This window comes from Teredinibacter franksiae, assembly GCF_014218805.1.
GTDB classification, from domain to species: domain Bacteria; phylum Pseudomonadota; class Gammaproteobacteria; order Pseudomonadales; family Cellvibrionaceae; genus Teredinibacter; species Teredinibacter franksiae.
In genome coordinates this window covers 92,957-110,478 of sequence record NZ_JACJUV010000002.1, presented here as the reverse complement: position 1 = coordinate 110,478, position 17,522 = coordinate 92,957, and the positions used below count along the sequence as shown (strand labels likewise).

The 17,522-nt window shown below is 46.8% G+C and carries 14 protein-coding genes; 5 read left to right on the top strand and 9 right to left on the bottom strand.

Going from position 1 to position 17,522, the window contains the following annotated elements; all coding sequences use genetic code 11:
• Positions 1–278 precede the first annotated feature (278 nt).
• Entirely contained in the window at positions 279–728 is a 450-nt protein-coding gene (locus tag H5336_RS18275; protein WP_185235904.1) for a DUF5675 family protein, read from the top strand.
• Positions 729–1,079: 351 nt separating this feature from the next.
• Here the strand turns inward: H5336_RS18275 and H5336_RS18270 are convergent, their stop codons facing one another.
• Complete coding sequence (locus H5336_RS18270; RefSeq protein WP_185235903.1) at positions 1,080–2,246, bottom strand: ABC transporter permease; 1,167 nt, start codon at positions 2,244–2,246, stop codon at positions 1,080–1,082.
• A gap of 195 nt (positions 2,247–2,441) precedes the next feature.
• A complete protein-coding gene (locus tag H5336_RS18265; RefSeq protein WP_185235902.1) occupies positions 2,442–2,687 on the bottom strand; it encodes a hypothetical protein in 246 nt (81 codons plus the stop codon).
• A 434-nt stretch (positions 2,688–3,121) separates the two neighbouring features.
• Here H5336_RS18265 and H5336_RS18260 point away from each other — a divergent pair, with 434 nt between their 5' ends.
• Complete coding sequence (locus H5336_RS18260) at positions 3,122–4,912, top strand: hypothetical protein (protein ID WP_185235901.1); 1,791 nt, start codon at positions 3,122–3,124, stop codon at positions 4,910–4,912.
• Positions 4,913–5,337: 425 nt separating this feature from the next.
• Here the strand turns inward: H5336_RS18260 and H5336_RS18255 are convergent, their stop codons facing one another.
• Complete coding sequence (locus H5336_RS18255) at positions 5,338–6,252, bottom strand: MotY family protein (RefSeq protein WP_313557861.1); 915 nt, start codon at positions 6,250–6,252, stop codon at positions 5,338–5,340.
• 167 nt (positions 6,253–6,419) lie between these two features.
• On the opposite strand from H5336_RS18255, the gene pyrC reads away from it, so the two are divergent.
• From pyrC to H5336_RS18240, 3 genes are read left to right on the top strand one after another with little or no spacing between them, the layout of a single operon-like run.
• Entirely contained in the window at positions 6,420–7,454 is a 1,035-nt protein-coding gene (gene pyrC, locus H5336_RS18250) for a dihydroorotase (protein ID WP_185235900.1), read from the top strand.
• A gap of 16 nt (positions 7,455–7,470) precedes the next feature.
• Positions 7,471–8,151, top strand: coding sequence for a ribonuclease T (gene rnt / locus H5336_RS18245; protein ID WP_185235899.1), 681 nt, complete (start codon positions 7,471–7,473; stop codon positions 8,149–8,151).
• Positions 8,148–8,438 (top strand): hypothetical protein, encoded by a 291-nt coding sequence (locus H5336_RS18240; RefSeq protein ID WP_221628223.1) that lies wholly within the window; start codon positions 8,148–8,150, stop codon positions 8,436–8,438. The genes rnt and H5336_RS18240 overlap by 4 nt, the downstream gene beginning before the upstream one ends.
• Here H5336_RS18240 and H5336_RS18235 read toward each other — a convergent pair.
• The 6 genes from H5336_RS18235 to H5336_RS18210 all read right to left on the bottom strand — a co-directional run bounded on the left by H5336_RS18235 (position 8,435) and on the right by H5336_RS18210 (position 17,503).
• Positions 8,435–8,863: a GtrA family protein gene (locus tag H5336_RS18235; protein WP_185235898.1), complete on the bottom strand. Its 429-nt coding sequence runs from the start codon at positions 8,861–8,863 to the stop codon at positions 8,435–8,437. The genes H5336_RS18240 and H5336_RS18235 overlap by 4 nt on opposite strands.
• Before the next feature lie 108 nt (positions 8,864–8,971).
• Positions 8,972–9,862, bottom strand: coding sequence for a glycosyltransferase family 2 protein (locus tag H5336_RS18230; RefSeq protein ID WP_281385708.1), 891 nt, complete (start codon positions 9,860–9,862; stop codon positions 8,972–8,974).
• 29 nt (positions 9,863–9,891) lie between these two features.
• Complete coding sequence (locus tag H5336_RS18225; protein WP_185235897.1) at positions 9,892–12,015, bottom strand: DUF2298 domain-containing protein; 2,124 nt, start codon at positions 12,013–12,015, stop codon at positions 9,892–9,894.
• An 18-nt stretch (positions 12,016–12,033) separates the two neighbouring features.
• Positions 12,034–13,323 carry a Dol-P-Glc:Glc(2)Man(9)GlcNAc(2)-PP-Dol alpha-1,2-glucosyltransferase gene (locus H5336_RS18220; RefSeq protein WP_313557854.1) on the bottom strand — a complete coding sequence of 430 codons (1,290 nt, stop codon included), beginning with the start codon at positions 13,321–13,323 and terminating at the stop codon, positions 12,034–12,036.
• Positions 13,324–13,413: 90 nt separating this feature from the next.
• Positions 13,414–15,774, bottom strand: a complete 2,361-nt coding sequence (locus tag H5336_RS18215) for a GH36-type glycosyl hydrolase domain-containing protein (protein WP_185235895.1) — start codon at positions 15,772–15,774, stop codon at positions 13,414–13,416.
• Positions 15,775–15,859: 85 nt separating this feature from the next.
• Positions 15,860–17,503: an MFS transporter gene (locus H5336_RS18210; protein ID WP_185235894.1), complete on the bottom strand. Its 1,644-nt coding sequence runs from the start codon at positions 17,501–17,503 to the stop codon at positions 15,860–15,862.
• Between the last annotated feature and the right edge of the window lie 19 nt (positions 17,504–17,522).

Here is a 17,522-nt window from a genome sequence, read left to right as displayed (position 1 = left end):
CGCCGCATACTTACCATATCCCCCTAACCCTATATTTTTGAGGCGCCCAACCCCGTCTACTTTCGCGCCAGCATTTACACCTCCTGTGCACCTGAACTCATTGCGTTAAATTAAACGCAGGACAATACAGATGGGCAAACAGAATTAGCTACCCCTTCAAATCAGAATTAAGGTATCGTTTACTATTGTTAACAGGTTTATTGCGTCAATTAAAAAGCAGAAATAACGGTGAATACCTAATATTTGAATCTACTTATACAACGACTAAGGAGTTACCGATGGAAATAATAGTTGATCGATTTATTGCAGACGAAGACACTACGGTTAGCCGTGTACTCATAGACGGGAAATTTGAGTGCTTCGGACTGGAAGACGAATACCGAGAGGAAAAGGTAGCCGGAGAAACACGTATTCCTGCTGGAACGTATAAAATAAAACTTCGAACCGAAGGTGGGTACCATGGAAAATATAAAAGACGTTTCGCCGAAATTCACAAAGGAATGCTTCACATACAGGATGTGCCCGGTTTTACTTACATTTTGATTCACTGTGGGAATACAGACGAAGACACGGCTGGCTGCCTGCTTGTTGGCTCTCAAGCCATTACAGAACCCGGTGACATGAAGGTTTTGTCCAGCGCCGTTGCCTACAAGCGTTTTTACCCAAAAGTTATACAGGCCGCTACAGCTGAGGAATTGACCATCACCTATATCGATAACGATAGGTAAAAAACGCTACCTAAAGAGTCGCTTGCATAGCAGGAGCTTTCAATTGTAGTACAAACCTATCAACGGACAGAAGCGCAAGATCGGAGAAGAGCGACATGATCAGACACCACCGAATACACCTACCTTTATCTTGGCGTAACCACTCCGTTTTTCCACATTTTTTATTGCCCTATTACTTTCGCTTCGCGCAATAAATTAAAGGCCAAAGAAAAAATCGCCTTTCAGCAGTGGCGCAGCCCTATCCAGCCACGCCTAAACCCAAAACCTTAGCGTTTTTAGCGCCAAAACCTTGTCATTATTTATGCTCTGCATCTAGCTCAGCTTCAGTAGAAAATACGTGTCTAGATGATACTACTCATGACGTAGTATCAATGAAGGCCTACTACTGGCGGATTTGAAGCCAAGGCTTGCCACGGTGAGCCAAGTAATAACGGTAACAATAACGGCAGATGAAAAATATACCCAAACAGACTGCGTAATACGCTCATTGAAATTCTCTAACCAATCGGCCACCAACCAATAGCTCAGTGGCAAAGCGATTAGAATACTCACAGCCATCAACAACAAGAACTCTTTCGCCAGCAAATTCACTATGCTGATCCGCGATGCTCCTAGCACTTTACGCATAGCCACTTCTTTTTGTCGGCGCATAGTTGCAAAAGATGACAACCCAAAGGTGCCTAGGCACGTTAAGAAGATGGCAAGCAGACTAAATATCGTTACCATTTTTAATGCTTGGTTTTCATTCTTATGCACATTAGCATAATCTTCTGAAAACTGGGTGATTTGTACATCACTCAAATGTAATTTGTCACTAATGATCTCCTGTATTTTTTTACTGATTTCAGTCATATCCGCATTCGTGGTTTTTACAACAATGTGGCCCGTATTATGAAGACTGTAACCCAAATTAAATGACACAGGTAGAGCCTGCTGCCGAGCTGAGCCAATTTTGACATCATCTATGACGCCAACAATTTTCGCGCTCATTTGAGCACTCGTTTTTATTAAGGTCATGCCCACTACGGATTCTAGGTCTTGGTAGCCAGCAAGTTCAACCATACGACGAGTCACCAATACGCCCAGGGTACCGTTTCCCTCTGCATCAACCTCATACCAGTCGCCACCGAACTCGGAAGAAAAATCACGTCCAGCGAGCAGATTTAGCCCCAATGTATCAACCGCATAATAGCCGGTCGCCACTGTTGGCTGCATACCTTCTAACCGCTCCCCGTTCGGCCAAGTTAGGGCTAAGTTACCTTGCATGTCGTGGGTTAAGTCGGTGTTAGTGATCGTGACCTGCTCGACCCCATTTAGGTTTTTTATTTCTCTTAATAAACTGTTATCTCCTGGCGTAAACAAGGCTTCACTCGGTAGATTTTTTATCACCAAACGTGAGGGTTTCTCATAGCCAACCTCCAATTGGTTAATCAGACTCATCTGTTGATACAGTGAACCCGCCGCAATAATTAACCCTACAGACAAAACACCTTGAAAACACAGAGTTAGCTTTCGCACACTTTTGCTCAAAAATAATAATAGCACCGGCTTCGCCAACATTTTTCGAATACCCCCAATTCTCCTAGCACCACACCATAATCAACGCTAGCGCCAAACTTCGAAAGACTCCCAAGACTAATTCACCGCAAAGTCAAAGACTCAAAAACCCACTGGTTGTAATCGTTTAAAGACTATTTATTTTTTGGGAAGGCATTAACCTGTATTTAAATAATTCGCCTTCGAACAGGTCACACCCTTGCCGCAATTGCGCTCAAACACCTGGGCATAATCGGCCATGCGCGCCACCGAACCGGCACTGGAACCGTAACGACGCCCAAAATTCTGGACATGGTCGATCCACTTATTGGGCTTAATACCCAACCGCGACACTATGGTCAGAAGTTCACTTGCGATGGCTCCGCGTTTATCGTCTCGCAGAATACGGCCGATGATATCCACAAGCTCAAAACAACCTTCACGGGTAAAGGGTAAGGCATGGTGAGATCAGTATAGGCCGAGCTATCAAAAGGCATTCTCTGCGCTTCAGGCAAGGTGTCTAAACCCATTTACACCAAAACACTTACCCAATTTTTCATTAATGAATTGAGACTTTAGTAAGGGTGCCCAAGAAGTAGGCTGCCGTGAAAAACGTCATCCTTTATGTGACTTATGGCGCCCTAACCCTCTTGCTTTCGCTTAAAACCTATACAGCGCCAAGCATAGATAACATAATCCGACACTCGCCTTGCCAGAAATATTTTAAACGAGCGCAATACAAGCGCAAGGTGGTTACCTTCAAAAAAAATCTTGGAATGTAATGGCTATTCGGCACATACGTTAATTGCTATCAATTATTAGTATAAATGACCAACTTTGGTCTTTAGGTTTAAATTATGGATGTTAAGCTTCTATTTGTTCTTTTTTCTTGCGCCCTACTATCTGTCACAATTACCGCTTGTGGTGGCGCCGAAGGAAAGGCAGTCAATACCAACAACACCGAGGAAATCACCCTGCTTCCAAGTGCCATCCAGCACCAACCAGCACTGCGCGAGAAGGCGACGCAATTTTACATCGTAGCCACGGTTGGTGAGGATATTGACGCTTCAAACCTTCACATATACGCAGACTTAGACAACAGTGTTTTTCGCTCAATCCTACTTTATGCTACTGATGGAAAATCCGCTCACTTAGAGTTAATAACACATAATAATCTTTGGGAAAGGAGTTATTCCGGTACAGTAAATATGCATTTGTGTAACGATGAAGACTGCAACAATGAGCTTGCAGGCTCACCCGTCTCCTTGCCGTATAACATCACCTTCCCCCCTTCCCAGTTTCGCTTGGAACCCATAATTAACGAGCAAGATAGCGAACACCGCACGGTGATCGATTTCGGTAAGGATTATATGGCAATTTATGCTGAATCAGAGGCTCCGGGTACGCCCAGCACTACGGTACGAATTGAAGCCGAAGTGTCTGAAGATCTGGGTGAACTGATACTACCTCAGAAAATGCTCGAGGATTTTCAGGTTTCTGACATCAGTGGCGATGGATTTACCATCACGACGCCTTCCTATGACGAAAACTTTCGCGCAACAAAATCGTCCCATACATTCCATTATGAATTAGGTTTTACACATTCCAGCATGGTAATGCCCTACACTATTTACTCCATTGAAGAGGGATACAGCGGCGCTAGTGATCAGGTTATTTTTCTTGAAAACCCGATTGAACTTAATGCTCCTTTTCACGATGACTTTTCCTTTGTGGCACCGTTTTTATTTGTTGGTGAAAATAGCGCTGATCTGGCGCGCATTGAGTTCGATCTTAACTTTGACGAAACTCCCCGCACTGGTAGAGGGAGAACCGACTTAACCACAGGACGAAATTACGTATTCGTTCAGGTATATGCGCCCTACAAACCCGCTTATGGCCGATATTCTGGCCAAATAGAAGCCTCAGTAGACAATGAGGTAATAGGCCGCGTGGATATCGGGGTAAATATTGTTGACGGCTTTATCACAGTCGGTCGGTTCTACGTATCCGGGGGAACTTCTAAATTAGAGCGGCCTCTGCGCTTCGATAATGAATACTTCCCCGCAGAAGGGGGTTATATCTCAATACATAATACCCAACGCATCGAAGGAAGCTGGCAGGCGAGCACTCAAGCGCCATGGCTTGTACTAGACCGCGATCAAGGCATTTTCCCGATTTCAGGAGGTAGTGATTTTTCTAACCAGAATGACTTGATATTTTCAGTGGATATAGAAATTTTTGCTGCATTACCTAACAATGTGAGCGGTGCGGGAATAATTACCCTATCAGATAACAATGGTCTATTTCCCGATAGCGATGTAGAGGTTCTTTATGAGAAAGCCTTTCCACAGGTTACCAGCGTATCCCGCGTAAGCGTGCCTGCAGGTAATCCGTTTTATATAGAGATTGAAGGCTACAATTTGCTCGGTGCGTCTCCCGGTCTCCGGAGCGCTAACGAAACCAGCCTGAATAATGAGCTCTTTGATCTTGTGCCAGAGAGACTGACTAACACATCCATGGCGCTACGACATGCAGGTATAGTCGAACCGGGTATTTATGAAATAGTGTTCGACCACGAAGCGAACCGCCAAACTAATTATTCACTCCCGTTTGTGCCTCGCATAAGCATCACCGTCACAGCCGAGTAGTGTATTCCGGGCGGATGTTTATGCAACTTCGCCCGGAAATTGAACCCTGTTTTAAGTTTGTGGATGCCCTTCATTTTTTACTTCTTAGAATAGCGCAGGCACTAGTGACAGTCTCTTGAGCAAACCATTTTCACCAACATAAACCTTCAGTGGAAACATCTTCAGCACCAAGCTAAGTCACCATATCCAATATAAACTGTGGCACACACAAAAGCTGAATGAGCTTTCAGCTAATTTAGAATATGCACTTAAGGCAATCTGTTTTTTGACAGAGGCAAGCAGATGCCCAATGGCTATTAAGCTACACAGGACGGTCTACTTTACGCCGAGATAGAACCCATCACGCGAAATATGATAAAGACCCATTTATTTTATAGGTCCGTTTGGTAGGGGCACGGTTGCGCTGTTCATTAAAAAATGGAACACTACGGGTTGGAAGCCAACGGCAATACCTCTATCTCCTCCACCCTCTCCATTCTTACGGTAACCCTGCGGTTTTTACCCTGCCCAGCTTTACTGTCATTCGAAGCCACGGGATAGCGCTCGCCGTGCCAGCGCATGGTGATCCAGTCTTCCGGTACGCCTCGGCGTGTTAGGTATTGCTGTACCAGCTCGGCTCGCTTTTTTGATAATTCTAGGTTATCCGCACGATCTCCCATAGCATCGGAATGGCCGTCTATGTAAAACAAACGGATTTTTGCGTCATGCTTCACCAGCTTAAGCATACGGTCGAGTTTGCTTGTCATTTTACTGTCCAGCTCTTCTATTTCGCCGGGAGGGAAGTAAAGAGGAGTACGCTTCATTTGGTCAAAATTGGCGGGTAACAAACCACCGAGGCAACGCAGGTATTGACGGTACTCACTGCGAAAACCAACCGGCGTCAGAATTACGCGAGATGGCGCGCTTTGTTTGGGTTCGAACCACTGGTCTTTCTCAAGCTCCAGCTCCATACCCGACTGCAGTTGGGCTAGCATTTTTTCGGCGTAATCACTGCCCTTCCAGAAAGGGCGTAACCCCTGCTTCAGCGCCACCTTGTCGAATTCAAATACCTGGGGCTCCTCCATCCACACCGGTGACCGAGCAAGAAAACGGGCCTCTCCCGCGCGAAAACGGTGGGGACGAGACTGCAAATACACGCAAGAGTTTCTACCCGCGTGGGTTTCAAACACCACTTTGCCGAAATAGGGTACCTTTTGCTCCAGTGAGCATTCAAACACCGAACTATGGGCCTGCCATTGGCCGTTATTGATGGCATTTGTGTAATCCGTTGCGAATACTGGCTGTAGCCATAGCAATGGCAACAGTAAAACCGCAATGTTTCTGTATAGATGAGCTGACACGTTTTACCACCCTAACCCGGTTACCTCTAACGGTTATCGGCTGAAAAGGCGAACGCTTGAGACTGCCAGTGCAAGATGAGGGAATTTCCGGTAGCATTCGCCTACCCGAGGGCGCGTAAACCCTCGAAGAAAACCTCCGAATACACATCAGGATAGCCGTAGTTTCAATGACCGACACTCTCACTATTACAACGCCCGATGACTGGCACATTCACCTGCGCGACGGGGAAGCACTCAAAACCACCGTTGCCCACGCTGCCGCTAGCTTCGCCCGCGCTATTATCATGCCTAACTTGATGCCGCCCGTGCAGAATGCCGAGCAGGCACTGGCCTATAAAGCCCGGATTATCACCGAACGGCCCGAAGGCTCACATTTTGAGCCTCTAATGGCGCTGTATCTTACCGATAACACCAGCCCAGCAACGATTGCCGAAGCTAAAAAAGCGGGCGTTGTAGCCTGTAAACTCTACCCAGCTGGTGCCACCACCAACTCCGATTCTGGGGTAACCCATGTTCACCACATCTATACGGCCCTAGAAGAAATGCAAAAGCAGGGTATGCTGCTATTGCTTCACGGCGAGGTTACCGACGCTAACATCGATATTTTTGACCGCGAAGCCACATTTATAGACCGCACCCTAAGACAATTGGTGAACGATTTCCCGGCATTGAAAATTGTACTTGAGCATATCACCACCCAGCAGGCGGCTGATTTTGTGACCGAATCCTCGGCCAATGTCGGTGCAACCATTACCGCGCACCACCTGATGTACAACCGCAACCACATGCTTGCCGGAGGAATTCGCCCACATTACTACTGTTTACCCATCTTGAAGCGACAGTTACATCAACAGGCGCTGATTAAAGCCGCCACCAGTGGCAGCCCTAAATTCTTTTTAGGTACCGATAGCGCGCCCCACGCCAAAAGTAAAAAAGAGGCTGCCTGCGGCTGTGCAGGAAGTTACACGGCTTTTGCCGCACTGGAACTGTACGCCGAGGTATTCGAAGCGCACAACGCACTGGATAAACTCGAGGCATTCGCCAGTTTTTATGGGCCCGACTTTTACGGCCTACCACGTAACACCAGTACCATTACTCTGGAAAAACGCAGCTGGCAAGTTCCACAATCACTGAGTTACGGTAATGAACAATTGGTACCCGTTAAAGCGGGTGAGCAATTAAACTGGCAACTGAAAAAATAAAACAATTAGGATATTTGTGAGCTCTACTGAAAATGGCGACAAACAAAAATCGCTTTTAGCAAAGCGTTTTCGCGGCTTTTTACCGGTTATTATTGATGTTGAAACCGGTGGCTTTAATGCCAATACCGATGCCCTTCTTGAAATTGCAGCGGTGCCACTGCGCATGACCGAAGAGGGCATTCTCGAGTGTGAACCAACCATTGATTTTCAAGTTGAACCCTTTGAGGGTGCCAACGTTGAACAGTCCGCATTGGACTTTACAGGCATTAACCTCGAGTGCGAAAGCCGAAGCCCGGTACCCGAAACCATCGCCCTAAGTGAAACGTTTCAAACTATACGTAAGCTGGTTAAGGCCAATGGCTGCAATCGCGCCGTTTTGGTTGGCCACAATGCGCACTTCGACCTTAACTTTTTGAATGCAGCGGTTGCCCGCAGTGATGTTAAGCGCAACCCCTTCCATCCCTTTTCGTGTTTGGATACCGCAACCATGGCAGGGCTTGCCTTTGGGCACACGGTACTTGCGCAAGCCTGTAAAATCGCCAATATTGAATTTTCGAACAGAGAGGCGCACTCAGCCGCTTATGATGCTGAGAAAACCGCCGAACTTTTTTGCTTAATCGTTAATAAATGGAAGCAACTCGGTGGCTGGCCTCTACCTGAAGTAGATGAAGTAGCTGAAGAGCAGAAAACTTTATGATCACAGCCTGGATGATTATTTTAACCATAACCGGCAGTATTGGCCTTGCGCTAATACTGGTGGGCGTCTTAATGACACTGCTGACGGCGCTAGGAAATAAACGCTATGCCTACGGCGTGTTAATATTTTTGTGCTTTCCTGCAGCGTTCGTTTACTGCATTCAACACCGCAGCGAATCAGGCTACCCTTCCAGGCTACTATACCCTGGCGCAGCGCTCGCACTGATTACCGCATTGATTGCTTGGGGGCTGTATGTTTACTACGGCTTAGAATTTGCCAAACGCTAACGTAGCGCCTCAACAGGCTCTGCTTTAAAAACCCACAGCTTGCTCAAAACGAAGCTAATCAGTGGAATAATACACACCACCACGCCCAACGACACTCTGTGGGGGAGCTTGGCAAAAGTCCCTAGGCAATAAAGAATTACTTCACTGAGTAAAAAGGTCAACACAGACACCAACGCAAATCGCATAAACACCTTCCAGCTTAACTCCTGCCTGAAGGTTAACTTCCCATGCCCAAAGTAAGAAACCAACACCGCAGACACGTAGCCGAATAGGTTCGCTATATAAAGGTCTACCCACAAACCCTCATGGGTGCCCAGCGCCACGAAGTAGTGGGTAAGCGTAGCCGTAACGCCCACTATCCCAAAAATGAACAGCTGAACAATTAATTCGCGGCTTAGTTGACGTTTTAAAAACGTAATTACCATAAGGGCGCCTCAATACGACCGACCTGCATACAACAGTTTATTATTCAAAGCCAATCGATTCTTCCACTACATACAATGGTCGATTTTTCACTTCTTTATATATTCGCCCTATGTACTCACCCAGCAGCCCAAGAAGAACAACTGAATACCGCCAAGGAAAAGCACCGCAACCATAATAGAAGCATAACCCGGCACATCAACACCCATAAACAGGGTTTTGGTAATAATGAACAACCCGTACACAAATGACGCCGCTGAAATAATTAAACCCAAATAAATACCTAGGCGAATAGGCATGGTACTAAAAGATGCAATGCCGCTAATGGCAAAGTTCCATAGCTTCCACATATTGAATTTGGTTTCGCCTTCGGCACGCTCGGGGCGTTCAAACTCAACTGTGGTACTTTTAAAGCCAGGCCAGCAAAATAAACCCTTCATAAAACGGTCTTTTTCGGGCAGTTTTTTAATGACCTCAACCACTTTACGATCCATTAAACGGTAGTCGCCCACATTCGATGGAATGTAAGTGTCGCTCATCTTGTTGAACAAGGAGTAAAACCAAGCTGCCGTGCTTCGCTTTACTATGCTGTCGGCATCGCGAGAAGAGCGGCGGGCGAATACAACATCAAAGCCTTGCTCCCATTCTTCTAGCATTTCATGAATAAGCTCTGGCGGGTCTTGCAAATCTGCATCAATTGGCACAATAGCGTCACCGGTTGCAAAATCCAGCGCCGCGGTCATTGCCGGCTCTTTACCGAAGTTACGTGAAAAGGAAACCAGCTTAATGCGTTTATCTTTTTCAGCATAGCCTTTGAGCAACTCAAGCGTGTTATCGGTCGAACCGTCATTAACGCAAACAATTTCAATTTCATAGGAAACCGTTTCAAGAACTTTTAACACCGTTTCAAAAAAAACGGGAATAACGCTGGATTCATTGTACATAGGAACCAGCAGCGATAACTTTTTGTTAGTGCTATTTTTTTGTACGTTATTATTCATCACTTACACCTAATTTTGCGCATAAAAAGCTAATCAATTTTAACCCAAAGCCCCGTATGCCTTTTACGAGAATGTTCATACTCATGCCAAGCGTACTGACTTTTAATTTGATTATGAATCGCCTCAAAATTTTTATTATTTGTTTTTGGACCAAAAACAATGTATTGCACTTTATTACTCTGCAACCAACTCAATGTATCGGCCATTTCACCTTTATAGAACTTCTCTATTTCTTCTTTCATCAACCACACGCGCGGTACGCTACCATGCCAGGTACGCAGGTGTGAGGGCCAGCCTAGTAGTACCGGCTTACCGGTAAAAATACCGTAAATACTGGTATTACTGTAGGCATTTTTTAATATTGGCTCTAGCACCACGCCGTAGGGCGCAGACTCCAGATATTCAAACATCTGCCTATTTGTGGCATTGTTGGTGTACCAGTGGTGGCCTTCTAGATGCCCCGCATTGTACTTACCCGCATGGCGCCAGTGGCGCTGCAACTCCCAGCCAGCGGTTGTGGTAATAAGCAGCAATACGATCACTGTAACCCAGCGCAGCCATTTTTGCGTGGAACTCATTAACAAAGCACCTAGAGAAACAAACACGCCTACCTGAATCCAACCCCACCATTTCATTACGGTGTTGGTACGACTGAAATAATCACCTGTAGGGTCGTCAATATAAATCAGTTCTGACATTACCAGCAGGAATAACCATACTCCGCTGAACATCCAGGCTATACGACGAAAGCGCCCCTCCCAGAAACCCAAACCAATGAATAACAATACTGGCCATTGCAGCGCAAGGAAGCGCGACCAAGGTGTATGCATCTCAGTCGGCACCCACTGTACCGGTGTTGACAAAGTGCTGGTTAAAAACCCGCTCATAAACGGGTAAATAAGGAACGTACCCGCCACGCCTCCCCCAACTAACCATAACCATTCAAGTTTTTGGCGGGTAACCAGCTGGAATAATATCCAGGCGCAAATCAACAGCACCATCAATGGTAGGGTCCAGGTATTGGTAATCAACATTACCGGTACACATAGTGCCAAAAGCGCCTGCGCCATTTTTGGCCAACGCCGTGTTTTTGGCTCGGCGGCCATTTCCACCGAAGCAGGCTGTAACGAAAACAGTAAGGCTAACCCCAACGCTAACAGAAAGAAGCCCCCAAGCGTGGGGTGGTAATCCCCCAGAAAGTATTGATAGCCCAAATTTTCGGAGGGCAGCACCATTCTCTTGCTTTTAATAACCGTTGGCGTATCGGGAAAGAAAAGACTACCCGTGGAACCGTATACCTTGGTGTTTTTCGCCATGGGTTTATCACGTTCACTGCCAATAAAACGCGCGGCAGCAATAATTTGATCACGGCTTTTATTACCTAACGCGGAATAATATTGACTTTCGCCACGCTCAATAGCCTCCGCTGAAGCCCCTGGCTTTACATAGCTACTGTATTCAGGAACTTTGTAAACCATTTTCAACAGGGGCGTAAGGCCGTTACCACCAAAAACAATGGACAAAACAAGAAGTGCGATAAGCCCAATACGTTGATAGGTGGAGAACTGAGATTTGCTAATAAGCTTTTGACCAATAGCTGCAACCAGCGTTATGGGTAGAGCCCCTAACAAGGCGAACGCGTAGTTATAGGTTTCACCCGGTTCCAGTGCAAATATACGCCCCATCAGTGCCGCAGCGTAGTGCTGAAAAGCGTAGTAGTAGTCGAACAGATGCGGCGGGTTCCACATATCGACCGGCGGCAAGGTTACCCCACTCAGATAGTTGGCGATAAAAAACAAATCCGTCATCCGTTCAGATGAGGGCGTAATCGACGGAAAGGAAAACCGCCAGATAAAGGCATATAAAAAAGCCGCCAAAAACACCAGCTCAGACACCAAAAACTCACGTGACTTGACCTGCGCAAGGTTTTTCCAAAATACCCAGCCAGACACTGCCATAAAAAATGGCAGTGCGTAGTGCAAATTGCCAAGGCCTACAAAGTGCTCAACAAAGAAGAACACCAACACAAAAAACAACAATGCCAAGCTGCGTGCTAATGCAAAGCCCGGCACTAAACGAGAAGCAAGCAAGGTTCCACCGGCCACACAAAACCAGATGAAAGCGAGGGTAAATAATAGGAATATTCCGTACATAATTCAGTGGCCAGCGGATTAAAGGAAAAAGAGTTGTCGCGAAATATTAAACATTACATAAGCGCAGATAAGCACAAAAGCCGTTAAGGTAGCACCCGTACTCCAAGCGGACATACGCGGCCTAATCGCCAAAAACAGCGTTAAGGTTACTACGTAGTAACGGTGTTCTATTAACGGCAGCGGTATAAACGACAGGAGTGCAAACGGTAAAATTAACAACAAGGTTGAGCCGTATTCACTCTTGCGTACGCCAGTAACAAAGCTTAGCGCCATCCACGCCATAGGGAAAAAACTCGCTATACGGATGTAGAAATAGTCGCTGGTATAGTGAATAAACAGGTTGTGGCGGTAATACTTAAGCGAGGTACGATTATATTTATGCGGGTGCTCGTAGGTATAAAAATAGTAGAAAAAAACGAGTATTAATAAGCCGATTATCCACCAATGCTTGCGCAGTAACCGGTATATGTCTGGTACTTGCTCCACACAAAAAGGTAAAAACAGTACGAAAGCAACCAATAGAAAAAAGTACAAATTTGAGGGGTTATAGGAAACAGGGTGTTGCTCGGCATCACCAATGGCAACACCGCCATTAATAATCACAAAAACTATAAATAACGCGAACACCACCAAAAAACCACTGATACGCCGCAGGCCAGCAAGCAAGAAGGACTTATCGAGCAGGCCCCTTTGGGCTCCATTGGTCTTTAAGCGTATGCCCACCGACATTTCTTTCGCGGTATTCAGCAGAATCATACTGGTGGTAAACGCTACCCAAATAATATTCGGCGTGCGCATTAGAACCGCCACTAACGCCAAGGCCGCTGCCCATAAATAGCACTTTTTCCAGGCCCGCTCGACCATGAGCAGTACAAACATCAAGGAGGGCAAGTCGGTATAGGTGATAAAGAACAGTGGGAACAGAAAGGGTACAAACACCAGTAACAGCGTGCGCGACATAGCTTCAGTGGGGTGAAAGCACCGCACCAGTGCATACATTGCGGGAATTACGCCAACTGCAAACAGCATATGCGCAAAACGCAACCCATCTAGCCCATGTAAGCCGGTTACCTTAGCAATCGCCGCCACAACCCCGTGGTACAGCGGCAGCATCGGGATGTACTTGAAGATCTCGAAACGACCTTTGATAAACCAGTTGATCTGGAAGCGATGTACATTTTCATCACCCAGACCAACGTCCAGATGGGTCATTATGTTGTAGCCCAACAATAACGACCCCAGCACAAGAAGGGTAACCAGAAATAGTGGGGAAAGCGTGTCGTGCTGGTGCTGTAGGGGCTGTTTCACTGTACTGCTCGTCATTATTTTGCGGCAGTCATTATTGAGGTTTTCCCCAGCAGGTTCAAGCAGGGCCCCGCAGAGGGCCCAAGAAAGACGCTACAAAGGCAGCCGTACAACCACTTTATAGACCTTTCCCCGCTCAATCGATTGGATAACCGAGCCAGCAAGCCGCTTGTTGTCTACCGTTATCTGCAGCGCTGTAACCTCGCCTGTACGGGTGTACTTAACATCGAAGCTCGCGCCCCTAAAGTCACGTAGCACATGTGCGGTAGGCCAATGCGCCGGTAAATTGGGCTTAACCAACAAACCATTACTGCAACCCTGTAACCCAAACAGACCTTCAATAATAGAACGATACACCCAGGAAACAGTACCCGTGTTAAATAGCTGGCTCGAACGACCGGCGGTTCTCGGGAATTGGTGGTAAGCCCCCCGGTAGTAGTTAGGAATAGACACCGGGATATGCCCGCGCTGCAATAAGTCGCCCTCATCCGGGCCTGCGATCATTTTCCGTACAACATCATAGGCACGCTCAGCATCACCTACACAATACAAACCCCAAGCATAGAAAGCCGCAGCATGGTTGTAGATAGAACCATTCTCCGCAGCACCGGGGTGTTTTTGGGTCACTCGGCCCACATCGTCGCGCATGGCCGTGTATGCTGGCGCTAGCATCATTACACCGTAAGGGGTGTTTAATTGTTCATCTACTGCGTTCAGCAGTTTTTGCGCTTGCTCTGCACTGGGCGTACCCGCCATTAATGCCCAGCTTTGGGGGTTGAGGAAAATACGCCCTTCTGCATCTTTGGCTGAACCAAACAAAACGCCATCATCGGTAATACCGCGCCCGTACCAGTCGCCATCCCATATATGCTCATTTACCGCCTGGTTGATCTCTTCTGCACCTTGGCGAAACTGTGACGCCGACACAAGGTCGCCTACCTGCTCACAAACGTCGGCCCAAAGTTGTAAACCATAGCTGGTTGCCACCGACAGCCAACCGGAAACACCTTTCCCCTTATAGCCCACCATATTCATCGGGTCGTTCCAGTCGCCCTGAGCAATATAGTTAAGACCGCGTTCATCCCGGTCCATCTGCAACCAGCGCATGGCGGCGCTAATGCGTTCGAATACGGTAAGTACACGATCGCCTTTCCAGTCTTTCACTTCGGTTTGTAGAAACTCAAAATCGTTGGTTTCATTAAGGTAGGCGCGCAGACAAACCGGCAACCATACACAGTGGTCGGTATGCGGAATTTGGTTGATGTATTTTAATTCGGCATCTTCACGCAACAATATGCCGTCGGGCATGGCGCCACTTTCTTCCTGCTGTGCCAACGCCCAGAGAAAAGCTTTTTTGGTAACCTCGGGGCTGATGTAACTCATGCCCATGCTGTCTTGTAAGTAATTGCGGGTTTGCGGGTCGGTCGATAGACGATTCACATCACCGTGGTAAAAAACCTGGCGCGGCAACCATTCATTCACGAAGTTATCAAAATGTTTGTCAGGTGTATCTATGCTGATAACCCCACGAAAACTCTCTACATATTCAGCATAAGCCTTTCGGCTACCTGCAAACTCCTCGTCGGCAAAATATTTGTCTCGAGTAGCCATAATCTCAGCATCATCAAAAGCAGGGCCCAGTAAAAAACGAAATTTTTCCTGCTGCCCCGCATCCAACTGTAGACGGTACTGCAGTACACCGGCCGGTGTTTCGTATAGAGCATCACCGCAATTCAGCATTTCTTGCTGAGTACCCGTGGGCCTGTGTATGCCGCCCTCGCCTTCGAACGTATCTCTGCACGCCTCCCAGGCATCTGGCGTTCGATCATGCAGGAAGAACGTTTTATCCTTTAGATCTTTATTTTTATAGTAATCTTCAAGCTTTTGGTATGGCGTTACACAACTACCAACAACGCCGCCCAAATCTTGTCGATATTGTGCCGACTGGTTCATCCAGCTCATAAACCCAAAGGGTATGTAAGGGTAGACACTAATCTTTCGTGCACGGCCTGAAGTATTAACAACCTCCAAAAGCCATAATTCGACAACATCTGCCGTTGGAATACTGAGCTCCAACCTTATTTCCAACCCCAAATGCTTAACAGTCCAGCGTAAATCGCCTTTGCCAACAGAGAACTCAAAGTCCTGCGCATCAACCCTACAGGGTTCATAAGGAACAGAAAAAAGCTCGCCGGTTTCTTCGTCTTTAATATAAAAAAAACGCCCCGGAGAATGACTAAAAAAAGGTTGCTCGGGCAGCATGAATATCTTGCCCTCAACCATTGGCTGATAAGTATATTTAGAAGGTTCAGGCTGCATAAACTGGGCGATAGCATAGCCGCGGCAAGTAACCTGAATCATCATATTTTTATTCCACAAAAATCCCGACGCCTTGGGCATTGCGGTAGATGATTTCAGAGAATAGCGTTTTCCGTTTTTCGAGAGTTCTAACATAGCGAATAGTAGAGCTTATATATCAGAGGTGATGTGACTGTAAAAAATTGGCGGCCACGAGGACCGCACTGCAACAAGGGGAAAATTAATCGGTTTCAGCTTGCCTACGTTTTAAATCTGCCTGAATGGATTCCAGCTTTTCGCCACTCAGATCGTAAAATTTCAACGCTACAATTGCCACAAAGGCAAATACGCCTGGAACCGCTGTTTGTAGTATGACTATGCCCATTTGGGATGCATCACTCTGCGCCTGATTGGCGGTATAGCCAATGGTTGCCAGAATTGCGCCGATTGCCGCCGCGCCCAGCGCTCCACCAATTTTTTGCGCAAAGGTGGCCGCGGAAAATGTCATAGCCGTAGCGCGCCGACCGGTTTTCCACTCGTTGTAATCTGCAGCATCTGCATACATGGACCAAGTAAGAGGTGATTTTGGCCCCAAACATAGGCTGATCAAAATGTTCAGCAAAAACATGACCAGAATCTCGGAGGGGAAATCGGCGCTGTCTACCACTACGCTATTACCCTGCGGGTCTCGGTAGCTAATCTTTACGCTAATCACCTTACCTTTTGCGTTTTCCAACACTAGGGTTTTACCTGCATCGGCAATCACTAACCGTTTTTTAACTACCCAAAACACTTTCTCGTGCTCTTCCCAGCTGACTTTGGCATTTTCGGGAATGGCACCATCGATAAAACTGGAAGCCTGCAAAACAATCTTATTCTCAGATTGTATCGATTGAACACCGTTAGATTCGGGCTTAGGTACAAAGGTGAAAGCAATAGACAGCACCCCCACTATCGACATAAGCAAAACCAATAACTTTGCTTTGTCCATCCATGCGGTTAGGAACGGAGTACAACCCGCACCAACCATGTAGGCCGCCATCTGCAAACCAATATAGGCTCCTATCAGGTCGGGCCGCTCGACAAAATACTTAAAATAGTAAGCCGCAGAGCTTCCTCGAAGTGTCAGGGTAATCATTATGATTAGCGCTAACGCGAAAAGAATTAGCCAAGGACGGTTTTGTAACAAATCTTGAATATCTTGTATCGCATTCGGTTGCTGCGTTGCCGGTGGCTGAATACGCTCTTTGGTGGTAAAAAAAGTAATCCAGAAAAGAACGGTGGCGATAAGACTGTACAGCAACATCGTTCGCTGCCAGCCGGTAGCATCATCACCGTTGCCAAAATAGTCTGCCAAGTCGGGGGTTAAAGCACCAACAAGAATACCGGTAAAATACGCAAAGAAAAATCGAATACCAAAAATCGAGTTTCGCTCGCGGGTATCTGCCGTAAGCACACCGGAAAGCGATGAATATGGCGTACTGAGTATGGTGTAGGTCAGCATCATTAAGCTGTAGGTTGCATAGGCCCAAACAATTTTTCCCGTTTCATCAAGGTCGGGCGTACTCATTGTTAGGGTGGCGGCACCGGCCATGGGTAAGGCGCCGAATAATAAATACGGTCGAAACTTCCCCCAGCGGGTTTTTGTTCTATCGGCAATCGCCCCCATGAGAGGGTCGGTAAAGGCGTCCACAATTTTGGTGACTAGAAACATCACACTGGCAACGGCAGGCGTTAGGCCAAAAATATCGGTATAAAAATAGAGCAGGTAGGAGCCAATAATGATCCAGTAGAAATTAAAACCTGCATCACCTACACCATAACCGAGCTTTTCCCCCCACGAGAGTTTTGCTGTTCGATCATTGGCGCTATCTAGTTGAGACACACATTACTCCTCTGGTTTT